General features: G+C 65.0%; 18 protein-coding genes. 1 reads left to right on the plus strand and 17 read right to left on the minus strand.

The window, feature by feature from the left end:
* The first annotated feature begins 92 nt into the window (after window positions 1–92).
* Window positions 93–932: an SDR family NAD(P)-dependent oxidoreductase gene (locus QX094_RS07510; RefSeq protein ID WP_315718299.1), complete on the plus strand. Its 840-nt coding sequence runs from the start codon at window positions 93–95 to the stop codon at window positions 930–932.
* Window positions 933–1,032: 100 nt separating this feature from the next.
* On the opposite strand, the gene QX094_RS07515 is transcribed toward QX094_RS07510, so the two are convergent.
* From QX094_RS07515 to QX094_RS07595, 17 genes are all read right to left on the minus strand, one after another.
* Window positions 1,033–3,000, minus strand: a complete 1,968-nt coding sequence (locus QX094_RS07515; RefSeq protein ID WP_316186281.1) for a methyl-accepting chemotaxis protein — start codon at window positions 2,998–3,000, stop codon at window positions 1,033–1,035.
* A gap of 258 nt (window positions 3,001–3,258) precedes the next feature.
* Window positions 3,259–3,600 (minus strand): rhodanese-like domain-containing protein, encoded by a 342-nt coding sequence (locus tag QX094_RS07520; protein WP_315718300.1) that lies wholly within the window; start codon window positions 3,598–3,600, stop codon window positions 3,259–3,261.
* Window positions 3,601–3,648: 48 nt separating this feature from the next.
* Window positions 3,649–4,206 (minus strand): YeeE/YedE thiosulfate transporter family protein, encoded by a 558-nt coding sequence (locus QX094_RS07525; RefSeq protein ID WP_316186280.1) that lies wholly within the window; start codon window positions 4,204–4,206, stop codon window positions 3,649–3,651.
* Between the two features lie 10 nt (window positions 4,207–4,216).
* The gene (locus tag QX094_RS07530; RefSeq protein ID WP_316186283.1) at window positions 4,217–4,759 is read right to left on the minus strand and encodes a YeeE/YedE thiosulfate transporter family protein; all 543 of its coding nucleotides are present in this window, start codon (window positions 4,757–4,759) and stop codon (window positions 4,217–4,219) included.
* A 403-nt stretch (window positions 4,760–5,162) separates the two neighbouring features.
* Complete coding sequence (locus QX094_RS07535) at window positions 5,163–6,851, minus strand: methyl-accepting chemotaxis protein (RefSeq protein ID WP_316186279.1); 1,689 nt, start codon at window positions 6,849–6,851, stop codon at window positions 5,163–5,165.
* A gap of 418 nt (window positions 6,852–7,269) precedes the next feature.
* Window positions 7,270–8,370: a YeeE/YedE family protein gene (locus QX094_RS07540; protein ID WP_315754833.1), complete on the minus strand. Its 1,101-nt coding sequence runs from the start codon at window positions 8,368–8,370 to the stop codon at window positions 7,270–7,272.
* 68 nt (window positions 8,371–8,438) lie between these two features.
* On the minus strand, window positions 8,439–8,879 hold the full coding sequence (locus QX094_RS07545; protein ID WP_409978004.1) for a DsrE family protein: 441 nt from the start codon (window positions 8,877–8,879) through the stop codon (window positions 8,439–8,441).
* Between the two features lie 8 nt (window positions 8,880–8,887).
* Window positions 8,888–9,790 (minus strand): alpha/beta hydrolase, encoded by a 903-nt coding sequence (locus QX094_RS07550; protein WP_315718304.1) that lies wholly within the window; start codon window positions 9,788–9,790, stop codon window positions 8,888–8,890.
* Window positions 9,791–9,800: 10 nt separating this feature from the next.
* The gene (locus QX094_RS07555) at window positions 9,801–10,235 is read right to left on the minus strand and encodes a hypothetical protein (RefSeq protein WP_316171783.1); all 435 of its coding nucleotides are present in this window, start codon (window positions 10,233–10,235) and stop codon (window positions 9,801–9,803) included.
* Window positions 10,236–10,261: 26 nt separating this feature from the next.
* Window positions 10,262–11,020, minus strand: coding sequence for a cytochrome c (locus QX094_RS07560; RefSeq protein WP_316186278.1), 759 nt, complete (start codon window positions 11,018–11,020; stop codon window positions 10,262–10,264).
* A complete protein-coding gene (gene soxC / locus QX094_RS07565; protein WP_315826663.1) occupies window positions 10,959–12,242 on the minus strand; it encodes a sulfite dehydrogenase in 1,284 nt (427 codons plus the stop codon). The genes QX094_RS07560 and soxC overlap by 62 nt, the downstream gene beginning before the upstream one ends.
* Window positions 12,243–12,247: 5 nt before the next feature.
* Window positions 12,248–13,942: a thiosulfohydrolase SoxB gene (gene soxB, locus QX094_RS07570; protein ID WP_316176139.1), complete on the minus strand. Its 1,695-nt coding sequence runs from the start codon at window positions 13,940–13,942 to the stop codon at window positions 12,248–12,250.
* 24 nt (window positions 13,943–13,966) lie between these two features.
* Complete coding sequence (soxA, locus tag QX094_RS07575) at window positions 13,967–14,791, minus strand: sulfur oxidation c-type cytochrome SoxA (protein ID WP_316171757.1); 825 nt, start codon at window positions 14,789–14,791, stop codon at window positions 13,967–13,969.
* Between the two features lie 33 nt (window positions 14,792–14,824).
* Entirely contained in the window at window positions 14,825–15,151 is a 327-nt protein-coding gene (gene soxZ / locus QX094_RS07580; RefSeq protein ID WP_315718309.1) for a thiosulfate oxidation carrier complex protein SoxZ, read from the minus strand.
* An 18-nt stretch (window positions 15,152–15,169) separates the two neighbouring features.
* The gene (gene soxY, locus QX094_RS07585; RefSeq protein WP_315718310.1) at window positions 15,170–15,622 is read right to left on the minus strand and encodes a thiosulfate oxidation carrier protein SoxY; all 453 of its coding nucleotides are present in this window, start codon (window positions 15,620–15,622) and stop codon (window positions 15,170–15,172) included.
* Between the two features lie 20 nt (window positions 15,623–15,642).
* Window positions 15,643–16,086, minus strand: a complete 444-nt coding sequence (gene soxX, locus QX094_RS07590) for a sulfur oxidation c-type cytochrome SoxX (protein WP_315754844.1) — start codon at window positions 16,084–16,086, stop codon at window positions 15,643–15,645.
* Between the two features lie 129 nt (window positions 16,087–16,215).
* Window positions 16,216–16,806 carry a thioredoxin family protein gene (locus QX094_RS07595; RefSeq protein ID WP_316186277.1) on the minus strand — a complete coding sequence of 197 codons (591 nt, stop codon included), beginning with the start codon at window positions 16,804–16,806 and terminating at the stop codon, window positions 16,216–16,218.
* Between the last annotated feature and the right edge of the window lie 51 nt (window positions 16,807–16,857).

Consider the following 16,857-nt stretch of genomic DNA (forward strand, 5'->3'; position numbering starts at 1 on the left):
ATGGTTCGGTTCCAATCAGAAAAAGTGGCCGAAAACCCAGCTGCAATTGGAACAGGCACGCAGAACCGGTCGATCAGGGGAGTGAAGCGACAATGACGATCATTCGAGGCGCATCTGCCGCCGTGACAGGCGCAGCCAGCGGCATTGGCCGTGCGCTGGCGCAGGAGCTGGCGGCCCGCGGTTGCGATCTCGCGCTCGCCGACCGCGACGAGGCGGGCCTCGCAAGCCTCGCCGCCGAACTCACCGCAAGCGGCCGCAAGGTGACCACGCACCGGCTGGACGTCAGCGATGTGGCTGCAGTCACCCAGTTCGCAGTAGACGCGACCCGCGCGCATCCCGGCCTCAACATCGTCGTCAACAATGCTGGCGTGGCACTGTTCGGCAGCTTCGCCGAGATCGATCAGGCGGAGATGGAGTGGCTGTTCAACATCAATTTCTGGGGCGTCGTGCACGGCACGCGCGCGTTCCTGCCGCATCTTTCGCGCCAGCGCGAAGCGCACGTCGTCAACCTGTCCTCGATCTTCGGCATCATCGCTCCGCCCGGCCAATCGGCCTACGCCGCGGCAAAGTTCGCAGTAAGGGGATTTTCCGAGAGCCTGCGTCACGAACTCACAGCCGCCGGCAGTCCCGTGCGGCTGTCCGTCGTGCATCCCGGCGGCATCGCCACGGCGATTGCGCGCAATGCCCGCGCCGGCCAGGGCATGACCGACAATGCGCGCCGCGTGCAGGCCATCGAGCGGTTCGAGCGGCTTGCCAGGACCAGCCCGCGCGACGCCGCGTTGCGGATCATCGAGGGCATCGAGCGCAATGAGCCCCGCATCCTGATTGGCGGCGATGCGCGCTTCATGGATCTCCTGCAGCGGTTCATGCCGGCCACCTATTGGCGCGTGATGGCGAAGCGGCTCGAGAAGGCGGCCGCGAAGCAGGGATGAGCCACGGGACAGGAGCCCCCGCCCCGGCTCGCGCCCGTGGCGGATACGCCGGAGTGATCGGCGTGTCGGCGAGCTTGTACTTCAGCCACCCAACGACCGGTCAGGCCGCCCTGATATGGGCTAGGAACTGGTTGACCTCGCTACGCAGCCGGGTCGACTGCTGCGCGAGCTCCCCGGCCGCCGACAGCACCTCGTTGGCGGCGTGGCCGGTCTGCACCACCCCGGACGTGACGCCCGCGATGTTGCGCGTGACGTCCTGGGTCTTGCCGGCGACGACGTTCACATTGCCGGCGATCTCGCGGGTCGCGGCGTCCTGTTGCGCGATCGATGAGGCGATGATGGTCGAGATCTCGTCGACCTCCTGGATCGTGGTGCAGATCATGCCGATGCTCTGGACCGCGGCGGCGGTTTCGGCCTGAACCGCGGCGATCTGAGCACCAATCTCTTCGGTCGCCTTGGCCGTTTGGGTCGCCAGCGTCTTCACCTCGCTGGCGACGACGGCGAATCCCCTGCCCGACTCGCCGGCGCGCGCGGCCTCGATCGTCGCATTCAGCGCCAGCAGATTGGTCTGGCTGGCGATCTGGGTGATGAGTGCGACGACCTCGCCGATCTTGCTGGCCGCAATGTTGAGCCGCTGCACCTTGTCGTTGGATTGCTGCCCTTCGTCCGCGGCCTTGCGAACCACGGACGACGCACGCTCGAGCGTCTTGCTGATCTCGTTCATCGAGGATGACAGCTCCTCGGCCGCCGAGGCAACGGTGTTGACATTGTCCGACGCGGAGCCGCACGCCTGCGATACCGTCAGGGCCTGCTGCTTCGACTGATCGATCGTCACCGACATCGAACGGGCGGTCGCCTCCATTTCGATGGCCGCAGCCGACACGGCGTCGACGACGCCGCGGACGCTGGCCTCGAAGCCATCGGCCACCTCCATCAGCATGCGGCGCCGGTCCTCCTCGGCACGAGCCTGGGCCTTCTCCTGCTCCGCCTGCAGATCCCTCATCCGGACGGCGTTGTCCCTGAAGATCGAAACGGCGCGTGCCATCTGTCCGACCTCGTCCTTGCGCCAGTCGGCCGGGACGCGAACGTCCAGGTTGCCGTCGGCGAGCTCGCGCATGGCGCTCGTCATCTGGACGATCGGGCGGGAGATGCTGCGCGCGATCAACAGCCCGGCGAGCGCGATCAGCACGAGGCCGGCCAGCGTCATCCCGATCGCCAACGCCCCGGCGCGATTGCGGGCCTGGATGAACTCGCTGTTGTCCATGATGATCTCGACGGCCCCGATCGGCTTGCCGGAGAAATCCTTGATCGGGCCCAGCAGCGCGACGACCGGAACACCCTTGAGCTGTCCTTGGCGCGACAGGAAGCTGCCGGCCGATGCCTCCCGATAGTCGCCGCTTGCAAAGAAGGAGGTCTCCCCGATCGTCGTCGCGAACAGCTTGAAGCCGGTGTCACCGGCCAGGCGGAACGCAACCTCGACATTCCGGCTGCGCTTGAACTCGTCGAAGAAGTTTTGGCCAAAGGTCAGGCCGAACTCGACCGAACCCAGATGTTTGCCGGCGGAAACGATCGGTACGACGCCGCGGAGGCCGAGGCCGGCAACGCCGCCCTCCAGCCCGACGATCGGCTTGCGGTCGGTGTTGGCGGCCACCACCGTCTTGCGGAATCCCGACAGATCGTCGCCGAACTTGGCGGGCTGGTGCACCCGCAGGAAGGACATCGCCGGCGGCGTGTGAAACTGAAACTGGTCGACGCCGTAATCGGATTTCAGGCTGGCCATGCCCGCGCCGAACAGCCGCATCAAGGCGTCGCGGTCGTTCTGCGCCATGGCGTCCTGGACAGCAGGGATCTTGGCGACCACCGCGCTCATCGCTTCCGCGCGGGTCGACTCCAGCTGCAGGCGCGAATTGAAGGCGTCATATTGGGCGTGGAGCTCGCGCTCATTGGCGCGGTCGATGATACCGCCGATGATCCACATGGCGACCAGCAGCACGAAGAGGGCCGTCGCTGCCGCACCGATCACCAGAGAAAGGGTGATCCGGGTTCTCAAGCCAACAAACTTCAACATGCAATCCTCGAACGTCGACCGGTGTTCGAGTATTGCAGCGTTGCAACTAATTATTCCTGAACGAGTCAACCAATGGACTGGACCAACAGCAGATTAGCTGCTGCGAGGCGAGAACGGCTATCGAAGCTTTCCGCCGCACACTTTGCTCTTAACCTGCCGCAATCCATGCTGGTTGCAGATCATTTCATCTCAACCAGAACGGATCCGCTCGGAACGTCCTGACAGAGCAGAACGTCCGACCTGTCCGGCAGGGCGCGTTCAGGCAACAGGACCGCCGCGCGCCCGCCAGCCGCTCATGCCGCCGGCATAGTGGCGGATATCCTGCCGCCCGGCCGACAGCGCCCGCCGCAGGGCGGTGGCCGAGCGGCCGCCGGCCTGGCAGATCAGAACCACCGGCTTGTCGTGCACGAGGCTGCCCGGGTCGAAACGCGACAGCGGGTGATTGACGGCGCCAGGGATGTGGCCGCCCTTGAACTCATGCGGCTCGCGCACGTCGACGATGACGCAGCTCCGCTGCTGATGCGCCCGCACCAGCTCATCATGCTCGATCGCCGGCACGCTGGTCGACCCGGTCAACCTGCTGAACAGTCCTGATAGCATGGGAGGAACCTCTCACTGTTTGACATAGGGGCATTCGGGCGACTCAGCCTAGCCCTGTGTCCGCTTCGCTTTGGCCCCGGACGCTTCGACCCAGAAGAAGAACGCACCTGCACCGATCGCCAGCGCGGCGAACCAGACGCCATCCGGCACGCCGGTGATGTCGGGCAGCCGCACCTTGCCGAGCGCCCAAACGTTCAGGACGTGGGCCTTCACCCAGTCGAAGCTCAGCGCATAGAGGATCGCACCGACGATCATGCCGAAAGCGCCCACTGCGGCATGCACGCTGCCGCTGGCGATGGCGCCGAGCGCGGTGCCCGGGCAGTAGCCGTAAACCACCATGCCGACGCCGAACAGCGCCGCGCCGAGCGCGACCGCAAGCATGTTGGCGTCCTTGACGTAATACTTGGTGTTGCCGGTATCGACCAGCAGCAGAACGCCGATACCGCCGACCACGATCGCCGTGCCCATCACCTTCAGCACGGTGAAGTCGCGCAGCCGGAACTGGTTCTCGATCACGTTGCAGCTCGTGACCTTGCCCTGCTGCAGGAGATAGCCGAACACGGCGCCCATCAACAGCGGGCCGGCGATGCTCATCAATGACGTCATGGCCCTTCTCCTATGCTTTGCGGAACATGACGCGCGACACCACCAGGCCGGTCGCGAACATCACGGCGAGGAACAGCCAGCTCGACAGCGCCAGTTGCAGACCGCCTGAAATGCCGTGGCCGCTGGTGCAGCCGCCGGCCAGACGCGCGCCATACATGATGACGATGCCGCCGAGAAACGCAGCGACGAAGCGCTTGAACACCGACGGACCAAAGCGCTCCCTCCAGACCTCCGGCACCAGCTCGAGCCGCCACGTGCCGGAGACAACCGCCGACAAGAATGCGCCGAGCGGAATGCCGACCAGAAACCAGACGCCATAGTCCCATTTCAACGGCATCGACTTCCAATAGCTGTTGGCGGCGACGGCGTCGGATCCGATCACCGGCACGGCGAACAGCGACGCGATGCGCGAGAACGCCGTCGTCACACCGAGCGGGTCGCCGAACCCGGCAAAGGCCACCCAGCTGAGGATGCCGATGCCGGCGCCGACCAGATAAGGCGACCAGTCGATGCGCCCGGACTGGCCCAGATCCTTGACCATCACATCGTTCATCATTGCCACGACGGATCCTCCCTGCTGACGCGGTCCAACGGCGCGACCGACGCACGCCACCATATGCATATATTCGAATTTATGCAATTATAAATCAGCCGGTGCCGATACGTGAAAGGCGAGGTCCTGCGGCAGCGTGACGGCGAGGACCCAGCTGCACGGACGACCTCGGGGATCGCAGGCCCGAGCAAACCGCAGCGGAGCATGATCCGCCGCAGCCCGACGCGCTGTTCATGTCGGCCCGGCCTCTCGCAGATCCACCGTCACCACACGACTCGGTCGCGCAGCTTGCCGCGGCCGCGGGAGAAGTCCTCGAGATGAGGCTCACGGGCCAACGCAGAAGCGAGGGCCCGGCGAGTGGCGGCGAGATCGGATCTGCGCGGGTCTCAGTCGCCGCGAGTTCCTAGGCGGCTCTCACGCCGGCGATGAACTTCTTCACTTCCATGCTTAGTCTGGCACTGTCGTCGGCCAGCGATTTCGCGGCGGACAGCACCTGGGACGCGGCGGTTCCGGTATCGACGGCGCCGCGCTGCACATCCGCAACGTTGGCTGAGACCTGCTGCGTTCCCGCCGCCGCGTGCTGGACGTTGCGCGAGATCTCCTGCGTGGCAGCGCCCTGCTGCTCCACGGCCGATGCGATCGTCGACGAAATCTCCTGCAATTTCTCGATGGTGATGCTGATGTCGCGGATGGCACCGACGGATTGCTGGGTGGCGGACTGGATGCCGGAGATCTGCTGGCCGATCTCGCCCGTGGCCTTCGCCGTCTGCTCGGCCAGCGCCTTGACCTCGGATGCGACCACCGCAAATCCGCGGCCGGCCTCGCCGGCGCGTGCGGCCTCGATCGTTGCATTCAGCGCGAGCAGATTGGTCTGTCCGGCAATCGTATTGATCAGCTCGACGACGTCGCCGATGCGGGCAGCGGACTTCGAGAGCTCGCTGACCTGTTCATTGGTCTTGCGGGCCTGTGCCACCGCCTCATTGGCCATCCGGGCCGAATCCTGGACTTGCCTGCTGATCTCGTTGACGGACGCCGAGAGTTCCTCGGTCGCAGATGCCACCGACTGCACATTGGTGCAGGCTTCCTCGGAAGCTGCGGTGACGGATGTGGCCAGGTTCTGTGCACGGCTCGCCGTGTTGCTGAGGCCGCCGGCGTGACCTTCCAAAGTGCTCGATGCCGTGGACACGGTGTCGACGATCTCGCCGACCACGGCCTCGAAGCGGCCAGTGATCTCGTCGAGCCGCCGGCCGCGTTCCAGTTTCACCTCTGCCTCTCTCGAAGCGATATCGTCGGCCTGCTTCTTCGCAATCAAGGCGGTCTTGAAAACCTCCAGGGCGTCGGCCATCATGCCTACTTCGGTCTTCTGACCGCGATAGGGGATCTCGATCGCCAGGTTACCCTCACCGAGCGCCTGCATCGGCCTGATGATGGAAGCGATGCACCGGGAAATGTCGCGAACGAACCAGCTTCCGACGCCGATGCCGGTGAGAACGGCAAGGACGATGACCGTCGACATCAATGCAAATGCCTCGGCATAGCCATCCGCGGCGATCTTGGTTTCGGCGTCGGCGCCACGATTGTTGAGGTCAATCAGCTTTCGAAGAAATTCGTCCGACTGATTGGCGACGCTCCGGACCGTCTTGTTGAACAGATCGCTCGCCTGCTTGGTCGCGTTGCCGTTCCCTGCGCGCAGCACCTCGAGCACACCATCGGCAGCCTTGACATATTGCTCCCAGCCCCGCGACCAGCTCTCGAACAGGCTGCGCTCCTCGGCCGACGAGATCATCGCCTCATAGGAGCGGCGCGCCGTCGCGATGACGGCGAGCGTTGCCTTCATGTTGCGGTCGAGATTGTCCTTCTCCTCAGTCGTATCTGCCGTCATGTAGGCTCGCAGCTGCGCCCGATTGAGATTGATCGCCGAACGCAACTCGCCGAGCACGCGCACGCTCGGCAGCCAGTTCTTGGCGATCTGTTCGGTATGCGTATTGATTGTCTGCATGCCGCGGACGGCCAGCAACCCGACGATGGTCATCGCCACCAGCAGCAGCGCAATGACGGCCGCCATTTTTGCTCGAATGGAGAGTTGCGACATCACGCGTGCCTTTCGTAGTCCCGGCGATTCGTATCGGTCCGCCGCATGATTGCGTCGTCCCCTCGCGACGGTATCACCCGACCTTCGCAAATTGGTTAACGGGCGGGATTTCCAGACTGGAATCTACCAACGTCATGATCGGGCACGATGGTCCGAATGCCGTGTTCGGCACGCATCTCCTGTGGCCAATCCGCGGACTACGCGATCTGCGCTCCGGCGTGACGACGCAAAGACGCGTGTCTTCGGGCTCGATCCGATCTGATCAGACAATGTTCTTCGTCGGAGGCTTGAAGTGCGCCGACACGCCACGCGTCGACGAGCCTGTGACAGACAGGTCCCGGAGATTCATGGATGCTGCGCCTTGACGCTGCATGTCCAATGCCGCTCAGCAGAAGCAGGCTCGCTTCCGCAGGATGCCTCAAGAAGGCATGACGGAGGGCGACTGAACCGGGCTCTGCGCCGGCTTGGTGGCGAACAGCCAGCGGTCGACGACAAAATCGGTGACGGCCGCACCCAACCACATGCCACCGAGCACGATCCACGCTGTGAGCGCAAACACCGATGCCCCGGTTACGCCGGCGCCAACGGCGCAGCCGCCCGCCAGCATCGCACCGAATCCCATCAGGACGGCGCCGATCATGTAACGGCGCATGCCGCGCCCATCCGAGAAGCCTTCGAGATTGAGTTCACGCGCCAGCGCAGCCGCAACGAACGAGCCGATGAACACCCCCGGAATGATGCCGAGATCGAAGCCCGGCTTCAGTTGCGGGCTGGCGAGCACCTGCATCAGCAGCTCCGCCGAAGGACCGCTGAATGTCAGGCTCTTCAGCGGCACCGGCGAGAACGAGGCCTGGCCGAGCTGATAGGTGAGGAGCCAGCCCCCGGCGACCGCCGCGCCCGCGGCCACCGCCGAGCGCAGGATCTTCGGGCCAACCTGAAACTTCGACACGGCGGCGAGCCCGGCCAGGAACCACAGCATGCCGAAGCCGAGCTTCTCGGGCGTACCCCCGCCGAACAGGCTCATGATGTCGCGCGACGGTCCGCCGTCGACGAGCCAAAGATTGGTGAGCCACTCGCGTGCCGGCGCGAGCAGGCCGCGATAGGCCGACTGCGCCGTCACCGCGAAGACGAGGCCGGACAGCAGCGCCCGCAGATTGCCGTTGGCCGAGAGCACCAGCAGACGGCTGGCACAGCCTCTCGCCAGGATCATGCCGCAGCCGAACAGCGTGCCGCCGATCATCGCGCCGGAAATGCTGCCCTGCTGCGCCAGCTGGCGCGCTTCGGAGACGTCGAGCAGGCCCATCGCCACCAGCGCCTGGGTGCCCAGCAGCGCCGAGGCGAAGGTGAGGAGCCACACCGCCAGCCGCGGACCGCCCTGCCCGCGCGCGAACTCGACCGTGGCCGCCCGGAGGCAGAAGCGGCTGCGCTGGGCGAAGAAGCCGAACGCGCCGCCGGCCGCGAGCCCGCACAGCAGCGACACCAGCTCCTCACCCAGAAGGTCGATCAATGCGGTGAGCACAGGCGCTCCCGTCGTTCAGGCCTGCCGCTCAACATGCCGGGCGGCATCGGCAAGGACGCATGCGCCCGTCACGGGCGCAGGTAGGCGTATCCACTCTGCTGCAGCTCCGTGAGGCGCACGACGCCGCCCTTCTCCGCCACCGCGAACCCTGGCAAGAGATCGTCGAGTTTCACGCCTTGCGCCTTCATGGTGTTCGCACAGGCCTCGAAGCCGACGCCGGCTTTCATGAGGCGCTCGGCCAGAGCCGAGATGGTCTGGTCGGCCGAAATCGCATGAAAGGCCCGCAAGCCCGGACCGTGGATCACCAGGCGAATGTCTGCGCGTCCAGGTCCTCCGGTGCCATCGACGTGGTTCTGGAGGTTGCCGAGAACGAACAGGGCGCGGTCCTGATCGGCGAGATGATAGGCGACGCGCTGGCGCGGAGATTCCGTCGCCGCGCGTGCGCTGCTGACACCGAAGATTCCAAACAGGCCGGCAAGACCGGCTTGCATCAAAGATCGACGTTCCATGGTGGCTCCTAACGCGCGGCTGCAATGAATCCTGCGATGCGATCAGCGGCATCCTCGGCGGCGAGATCGCGAAAGAAGTGATCTGCGTCGTCAATCGTCTCCAGTCGGACACGGCTGCCGGCGCGTGACGCCAGCGGCGCGAACGACGCTGCCACGTCCGGTACCGTCTTGTCTTGCGCTGCCGCAAGCACCAGAACCGGCAGGCTCACATCGGCGACCAGCGCCGCCGTATCCTGACGCCGGTCGGCGCGATAGAATGCTGCGAATGCGCGCGCCGTCACCTTGGCATCGCGGCAATAGATGAAGCCCGGCACCGACATCCAATCACCGCCGCGCCCGGCGGCGATCGCTGCCTCAGCCTTGTCGAGCAGCGGCGCCAATCGCTGGCCGTAGCTCTCCGCATAGGCGTCTCTCAAACCGGCCTCGATGCTCGCCGTCGCGGGCGCCAGCAGGATCGCACCGTCGACCGCCGCTTTGGGATTGGCGGCCAGATAGCGCGCGACCTGATTGGCGCCGCGCGAATGACCGAGGACGAAGACGTGCGACGACGTCTTGCGCGCTTCACTCAGCCAGGCGGCGATCTCCACGACAGCATCGTCCGTCACATAGTCATGGGGTTTGGCACAATCGTACATGCCAGTGCGGCGATCGAGACCGAGCACGAGATTGTGCGCGAGCGACGCGATCCCCCGCTCGGCCAACGCCTTGGACAGACCCTGGATGGTCTCCATGTCCTTGTGCGCGAGCGTGCCGTGCGTCATCAGCACCAGCGGTACATCCGGTCCAGACTGCGCCGGCAGTCGGAGCGTGCCGAGCGCCGTACGCCCGCCGATCGTGAGCTCGCGCGGCTCCTCGGCCGCGAAGGCGATCGACGCAATGAACGAGACGACAAGAGCGAGCCACCACCGCATCGCAAATTCCTCAGGGACGCACGATCGTCCAGTTCTTCTCGGACAGCTCCAGCAGGGTCGCGACCCCGGTCTTGACGACCGTGACACCGTCGAGCAGAGGCGGCTGCCGTCCCTCCTTGCTCGCGAGCGTCTCCAAGGTATTGCCGCAGGCGATGAAGCTCACATTGGGCATCGACTTGGCGAAGCCGAGCACCCGCTCCTTCACCGGCGAGCGGTCGGCCAGCAGCATGTCGAGGCCGCCATTGAACGCGACGATCACGATCTCGACCTCCGCGCCCTCGCCCGAATAGTGGCGGGAGACATTCGCGGCCACGTCGAGCACCGCGCGCATCTTGGCCGGATCCTCGTCGCTGATCTGCAACGCGAGCCTATGTGGCTCGGCTGCAGTGGCGACGGACGCAACCCCGCTTCCGGCCAGGGCGACGGATGCGGCCGCCAACAGCATCTGGCGGCGGCTGCATCCGGCAATCCTCACTCGACGCCTCGCGGCTTGCCGTCCTTGTCTTCCGGCGTGACGTCGACCGCTGTCGCGCGTCCGGTGATCTTGACCGGCGCGATGCAGTTCTTCATGCAAGGATCCTTCTGCCAGAACGCCTTCTCGCTCGTGCTCCGGTCATCCATGATGAACCCGCCCTCGTTCGGCATCTTGATCGTGGCGAGATTGCTGTTGCTCAGCTCGAAGTTCTGATCGGTGATCACGTCGTTCAGATACAGCACATAGGCGACCAGCGCGTAGTACTCGTCGACCTTCAGCGACTGCGGGCTGCCGAACGGCATCGCGTGGCGGACGTAGTCGAACAGCGTCGAGGCGTAGGGCCAGTAGGAACCGACCGTCTTGACCGGATTGTCTGATGTCAGCGATCCCTTGCCGCCGGCGAGCACCGGCCAGCGGCCGGCACCCTCGCCGAATTCGCCATGGCAACTGGCGCAATTGTCCATGAACAGCTTCTCGCCCTGGGCGACGGTGCCCTTGCCGACTGGCAGCCCCTGCCCGTCCGGACGCACGTCGATGTCCCAGCCGCGGATCTCCTCAGCGCTCGGCGCGCGGCCGATGTTGAAGCGCTGCGGCGCCTTGGCATCGGACTTGGCCTCGGTCTTCTCGCTCGGACCGCCGGCGAACGCCGCCGAGCCCGCAAGCGTTGCCAGCGCTGCGGCGGCAATGATGAGCTTAGGCGACCTCGACATTCTCGACCTCACCGTTTGCCTGCACATGCCAGGTCTGGATGCCATTGTTGTGATAGATGGAGTTGTAGCCGCGGACCTTGCGCAGCTCGGCCTTGGACGGCTGGACGTAGCCGGTCTCGTCCTGGACGCGCGACTGCAGCAGCAGCGGCTCGCCGTTCCAGTCGAACTCGTAGTAGAACCGGGTCAGCGCCTTGTCGAGCACCGGGCCGTCGATCCGCGCCGGCCACCAGTTGCGGCCACCATCGAGCGAGACGTCGACGCGCTTGACCTTGCCGTTGCCCGACCACGCCAGCCCTGAGACGATCGTAAAGCCCTTGCCGTGCTTGATCGGCGCCTGCGGGCTCGGGCTCGTGATCACCGACTTGGCATCCATCGCCCAGGTGAAGCGCCGCGCCTTTCCGTTCGGCAAGAGATCGGTGTATTTCGAGGTTTCCTCGCGGGTGTGCCAGGGCTGGTCGCCGACCTTGATACGGCGCAGCCACTTGACCCAGAGATTGCCCTGCCAGCCCGGCACGACCAGGCGCATCGGATAGCCCTGCTCGGGATACAGCGCCTCGCCGTTCATCTTGTAGGCGATGATGCAGTCGTCGAGCGCCTTCTCGATCGGCAGGCTGCGATCCATCGACGCGGAGTCGGCGCCCTCCACCAGCAGCCATTTGCCGTTGGTCTTGACGCCGGCCTCTTCGAGCAGGGTGCGCAGCGAGACGCCGGTATATTGCACGCAGTGGATCATGCCATGCGTGAACTGGCAGCCATTGAGCTGGGCGCCGCGCCACTCCATGCCGGAGTTGGCCGCGCATTCCATGAAGTGGATGCGGTTGACGCGCGGGTAGCGCTTGAGCTCATCGAGCGTCAGCAGCAGCGGCCGCTCGACCAGGCCATGGATCATCAGCCGGTGATCGGCCGGATCGACGTCGGCTACGCCGCCGTGATGGCGCTCGAAGCACAGCCCGTTCGGCGTGATGATGCCTTCGAGCTCATGCAGCGGCGTGAAGCTGACCGAGGATTCGCGCGAAGCCGTCAGCCATTCGACGTCGCGGCGGACGACGTCCTTCTCGAACTTCGACGGCTTGCCGTAGGGGCGCACAGCGACGCCCTCGCCGAGGGTCCGCGTCCATTCCGGCACGTTCGGCGGCTGGTTGGCGGGATTGCCGACGCCGGCACGCGCCTGCGAGGCCAGCGCCGTGGCGGCAAGACCGCCGGCTGCGGTCAGGAAACCACGGCGCGACGCGCGTGGGGCTGAGGGAAGTAGTTTGTCCTTGGACATCGTCGTCACACTCCGGAGACTTTGACGGCCCGGTTGGGCTCGAGACGAACGGTTTTCTGGCGCTGCAGATAGCTCGACACGACCTCCCAGATCGGCGGCCCCTGCGTGCCTTCGTTGACGCTGGCCCAGCCCGCGACCTGATACTCGCGCGTCGGATCGATCGCGGCCCCGGTCTTGATCAGGCGCATGTCGGAGATGCGCTGCCCCTGCGGCTTGTTGACGTCGATGGCGTAGGACATGCCGCCGATGCGGACCATGTCGCCGCCCTGCTGGTAGTAAGGATCGACGTTGAACAGGTTGTCGGCGACGTCCTCGATGATCTCCTTCAGCCGCATGCCGGTCATGCCCATGCGATAGACGGCCGGATAGGTGATCGCGGTGGCGTTGGTGACGTCCTCGAAGGTGATTTCCTGGCCCGGCATCACGCTGGTGCCCCAGCGGAAGCCCGGCGACAGCGCGATCTCCGCATCGCGCTCCTGCAGCAGCGCCTGGCAGATGAGGTCATCGAACGTGCCGTTGAAATTGCCGCGGCGATACAGCAGCGTCTCGGTCCGTCCCAGCGGGCGGGCGAGATCGGCGGCAAACGGCTTGCGCACCTCGGCGATCTTGGCCGCCATCGCCGGATCCGGCGTGATCACGTCGGAGAACAGCGGAATCAGCTTGTAACGATAGCCCTTCACCTCGCCGTCCTTGACGTCGAGATCGAGCCGCGAGACGAACTTGCCGGAGGAGCCCGACGCGATCAGCAGCGTCTTGCCGACCTTGACCGCTTCAGGCAATGCATCATGGGTATGACCCGTGAGAATGACGTCGAGACCCTTGACGCGGCTGGCCAGCTTGCGGTCGACGTCGAAGCCATTGTGTGACAGCAGCACCACGAGGCCGGCGCCGTCCTTGCGTGCCTTGTCGACTTGGGTCTGAACATCCTCCTCGCGCACGCCGAACGACCAGTTCGGAATCATCCAGCGGGGATTGGCGACCGGCGTGTACGGGAATGCCTGGCCGAGCACCGCGATCTTGACGCCGCCGCGCTCGATCATCGTCGAGGCTTCGAACGCCGGCTCGTTCCATTCGGTGTCGCGGATGTTGAGGCCGAGGAAGGGGAAGCCCAGACCATCGACCGCCTGCTTGACGCGCTCGGTGCCGTAGGTGAACTCCCAATGCCCCGTCATCGCATCCGGCTTCAGCAGCGCCATGCAGTCGATCATGTCCTGGCCGCGGGTCTTCAGCGACGACCATGAGCCCTGCCAGGTGTCACCGCCATCGAGCAGCACGACCTTGTCGCCGCGCTCGGCGCGGATGGCCTTGATGACGGTGGCGGCGCGGTCGAGCCCGCCGATCCGCCCGTAGGTCTTGGCGAGCGCCTCGAAATCCTCCGAGGTCAGCGCATAGGCCGACGACGAGCCCGGCGCGATGCCGAAGCGGGTGAGGAAATCCTTGCCGGTGACATGCGGCGGCTGGCCCTTGGCGTCACCGACGCCGAGATTGGTCGACGGCTCGCGGAAATACAGCGGCATTAGCTGGCCGTGGATGTCGGTGACATGCACCAAGGTGACGTTGCCGACCGGATCGAACGCCAGCAGCTCCTTCTCGGTCAGCTTCTGCTGAGCAAAGGCGCGGGTCGCACCCGCAAGACCGGAGCCACCCGCCAGGGCAGCCGCCGCCAATGCGACCTGAACGAATTCGCGACGCGATATCATGATGTATCTTCCTTGTGTCCGCGGCTAGTTGCGGACCGACGGTGTCTCGACGGGCAGCCCGATGCCGCGCCAGGCGACGTAGACTTCGAGCGCGAGGAACTCGTCCGACAGCGGCTTGTAGGGCACGCCGCGAACGTCGAACATGCAGCCCTCGAACCGTTCGTGCAGCGGGATCAGGCGCTGATCGCGCAGCCGGTAGGTCGGAAAGCCGTTGGTCTGGCCTTGGCTCAGAAAATCGGCGCGCATGAACTTGCCGTTGTTCTTCTCGTGGCAGGACGCGCAGGCGAGATCGAGCTGCCCGACCCGCGTATAGTAGATCTCCTTGCCCTTCTCGAACCATGGCGACATCGGACCGTCGGTCTTCACCGCCACCGGCATGCCGCGCGACTGGTAGCGGACGAACGCCGTCATGTCCGTCAGTTCCTTCGACTTGAAGGCCCAGGGCTGCGCCTTCATGTGCTCGGTGCGACAGATGTTGATCTGCTGCTCGAGATTGACCGGCTTGTTGAGCTTATCGCTCCATTTGGGCATGGCGGCGCCGACGCCCTTCATGGTCTTTTCCGCCTCGCCGTGGCAGCTCATGCACGACTTGCCTTCGCTGCCGTCGACCGTCTTCCAGACGTCGGCGGCCCGCTCCACCGCGAGGAAGCCGGGATTCTCCAGGTCGTCATCCTGGAGCGCGCGCGTTTCCTTGGTGCGGAACTGATAGCCCGAGATGATGGTCTTGAAGACGTGACCGGGAGGCGCCGGAATGCCCTTCCGTTCGGCATCCTGGCCGAAGGTCGCGACTGCCGACAGGGCCAGCGCGGCCGAAGCCAGGACGGCGAGAGAACCGTAGCGAATGGACATCCGTCACTCCTCCTAGCGATCACACGCTGCCGATCAGGCCTTCAACGCGATCTTCTCTTCGGCCGTCACCACGGAGCCATCATCATCCGTCCATGCGAACTTGAACGTGCCTTCCTCGTCGATCCTTGCGTCGAACTGGATGTACGGGTTGGCGGAGATCGCCGGCTCCAGCGCGCAGGAGAACACCGGCTTGCCGTTGAACTCGCAGGTGAACTTGTTGATGATCTTGCGCGGGATCGGCTTGCCCTGCGCATCCTTGCGCTGACCCGATTCCATCAGATGCGAGACCAGCGTCTTGATCTGGATGATCTCGCCCTTCTTGGCTTCCTTCGGAAGCTTGATGCGCGGCTTGTCTGCCATGTTCGTCTCTCCCCTGTCTCAGCCGCCGCAGCCGCCGATGGTGACCTTGACGGTCTTGCGCTCCGTGAAGAGCGAGCCGTCACTCATCTTCGCGACCGCGATCACGTTCTGGGTCTGCGCCAGACGGATGCGGATCGATGCCTCGGCCTTGCCGGACATCGGCGTGAACATCAGCGTGGCGACGCCGGCATTCGGATTGCCGTCGGCCACGAACAGCACTTCCTTGACGTAGTTCTCGGCGGTCATCGGGCTTTCGACCGAGAGCGCGAGCGGCACGGTGTTGCCGTTCTCGGCGATCTCAGGCAGATCGAGCGTGATCTTGCCCTTGGCCGCTTCCTTGCCGCCGGTGAACTTCTTGATCATCTCGGCCGCGTCGTTGCTCGGCTCGGCGTTGGCGGCCATCGGCAGCACCGTCAGGGCGACGAAACCGCCGCCGAGAAGGAACGCCTGTCGTCTGTTGATTGCGCCCATGCATCATCCTCCAGAGGCGGTTACTTCAATGTTTCGAGAAAGGCGACGACGTCCTCGACCTGCGCGGCGGTGAGGACGGGTTTGCCGACGAACTCCGGCCTGACGCGATTGAGTCCGTCGTTCTTGTAGAAGGCGGGCATCACCGTATCGGTGAAGATGCGCTTGGGATCGGCGACGATCAGGCGCAATTGCGCCGCGTTGTAGCGGGTCGCGACGCCGTCGAGCGACGGACCGAACTCGCCGTGAAACTCTTCCGACTTCAGCGACGACACCTGATGGCAGGCGAGGCAATTGCCCAGCGTCCGCGTCAAGAACACCTTCTTGCCGGCATCGGCATTGCCGGGCGCGCCCGTCAGCGATTTCGGAATGGCATAGTCGACGACATCGAGCCTGATCGGCTCGTCACCCCGCGCGGCTGCCGACAGCAACACGCAGAGCAAGGCGGCCGGAATCAAACGGCGCATGTTTCCACCCTGACCGACGAGGCGTCCCCTCGCCTTACGATGACACGACGGACTTACGATCCATCATATTCAAGAATTATGATTTGATAATGTGATTGGTGTCAAGCGTATTTCGATGCCGCACTGCACTCAACCCTTGGTCGAAGCGAGATAGTCGCGGAAGGTGCCGCGCTCGTAGGCCCTCTCGCGCACGAAGCGGAACATTGCGAGGAAATGCGGCGGCTTGAGATAGCCCGGCGCGCGCGCCACCTCGCGCGCGAGCGGCTCCTTCGCAGAGACCCCCTCGGCCGATGGCGGAAAGAACTGGAACGTCGGCGTGAAGCGGATCGCGTAGCGCTCGGCGAGCTCCTTCTCGGCAAGCTCCTTGCCATCGAAGTCGATCACCTTGCGCGCGCCGAGCAGGTTGAGCTGCAGCACTTCGAAATTGGCACGGATGTAGTCCGTGATCTCTTGATCGGCAAAGTTCACCAGATGCGTCTCGCGGCAATACGGGCAGCCGCGCAGCTCCCACATGATCGCAAGCCGCTTGCCTTCCGACGCCGCGCTTTCGAGATCCTCGCGCAGGTCCAGGAAGCTGTTGAGAAACCAGGACTGGTGATAGAGCCCGTCGTCGCCGAGCGCCGCGTCGGCCTGCGCCGGCGCCGACGCCGGGCCGACGGCCGCAGCAGCAGAGAGCAGCGCAACCAGATCGCGCCGCGTCATCGTCCGGTTCGTCGTCATCAGCCTGCTCGCGCGCTTTGCCAAGTCCACTTTGCCAAGTCCACGGAATTT

This window comes from Bradyrhizobium sp. SZCCHNS1050 (assembly GCF_032484785.1).
In the GTDB taxonomy this organism is placed as follows: domain Bacteria; phylum Pseudomonadota; class Alphaproteobacteria; order Rhizobiales; family Xanthobacteraceae; genus Bradyrhizobium.

What these genes read in the sequence shown, in the direction of transcription:
- soxY (WP_315718310.1), bottom strand. Translation starts at nt 15,622, where the DNA reads ATGGGCGCAATCAACAGACGACAGGCGTTCCTTCTCGGCGGCGGTTTC.
- soxA (WP_316171757.1), bottom strand. Translation starts at nt 14,791, where the DNA reads ATGTCCATTCGCTACGGTTCTCTCGCCGTCCTGGCTTCGGCCGCGCTG.
- soxB (WP_316176139.1), bottom strand. Translation starts at nt 13,942, where the DNA reads ATGATATCGCGTCGCGAATTCGTTCAGGTCGCATTGGCGGCGGCTGCC.
- soxZ (WP_315718309.1), bottom strand. Translation starts at nt 15,151, where the DNA reads ATGGCAGACAAGCCGCGCATCAAGCTTCCGAAGGAAGCCAAGAAGGGC.
- QX094_RS07555 (WP_316171783.1), bottom strand. Translation starts at nt 10,235, where the DNA reads ATGCTGTTGGCGGCCGCATCCGTCGCCCTGGCCGGAAGCGGGGTTGCG.
- QX094_RS07520 (WP_315718300.1), bottom strand. Translation starts at nt 3,600, where the DNA reads ATGCTATCAGGACTGTTCAGCAGGTTGACCGGGTCGACCAGCGTGCCG.
- QX094_RS07530 (WP_316186283.1), bottom strand. Translation starts at nt 4,759, where the DNA reads ATGAACGATGTGATGGTCAAGGATCTGGGCCAGTCCGGGCGCATCGAC.
- soxC (WP_315826663.1), bottom strand. Translation starts at nt 12,242, where the DNA reads ATGTCCAAGGACAAACTACTTCCCTCAGCCCCACGCGCGTCGCGCCGT.
- QX094_RS07545 (WP_409978004.1), bottom strand. Translation starts at nt 8,879, where the DNA reads ATGGAACGTCGATCTTTGATGCAAGCCGGTCTTGCCGGCCTGTTTGGA.
- soxX (WP_315754844.1), bottom strand. Translation starts at nt 16,086, where the DNA reads ATGCGCCGTTTGATTCCGGCCGCCTTGCTCTGCGTGTTGCTGTCGGCA.
- QX094_RS07510 (WP_315718299.1), top strand. Translation starts at nt 93, where the DNA reads ATGACGATCATTCGAGGCGCATCTGCCGCCGTGACAGGCGCAGCCAGC.
- QX094_RS07550 (WP_315718304.1), bottom strand. Translation starts at nt 9,790, where the DNA reads ATGCGGTGGTGGCTCGCTCTTGTCGTCTCGTTCATTGCGTCGATCGCC.
- QX094_RS07535 (WP_316186279.1), bottom strand. Translation starts at nt 6,851, where the DNA reads ATGTCGCAACTCTCCATTCGAGCAAAAATGGCGGCCGTCATTGCGCTG.
- QX094_RS07515 (WP_316186281.1), bottom strand. Translation starts at nt 3,000, where the DNA reads ATGTTGAAGTTTGTTGGCTTGAGAACCCGGATCACCCTTTCTCTGGTG.
- QX094_RS07525 (WP_316186280.1), bottom strand. Translation starts at nt 4,206, where the DNA reads ATGACGTCATTGATGAGCATCGCCGGCCCGCTGTTGATGGGCGCCGTG.
- QX094_RS07595 (WP_316186277.1), bottom strand. Translation starts at nt 16,806, where the DNA reads ATGACGACGAACCGGACGATGACGCGGCGCGATCTGGTTGCGCTGCTC.
- QX094_RS07560 (WP_316186278.1), bottom strand. Translation starts at nt 11,020, where the DNA reads ATGGCATCCAGACCTGGCATGTGCAGGCAAACGGTGAGGTCGAGAATG.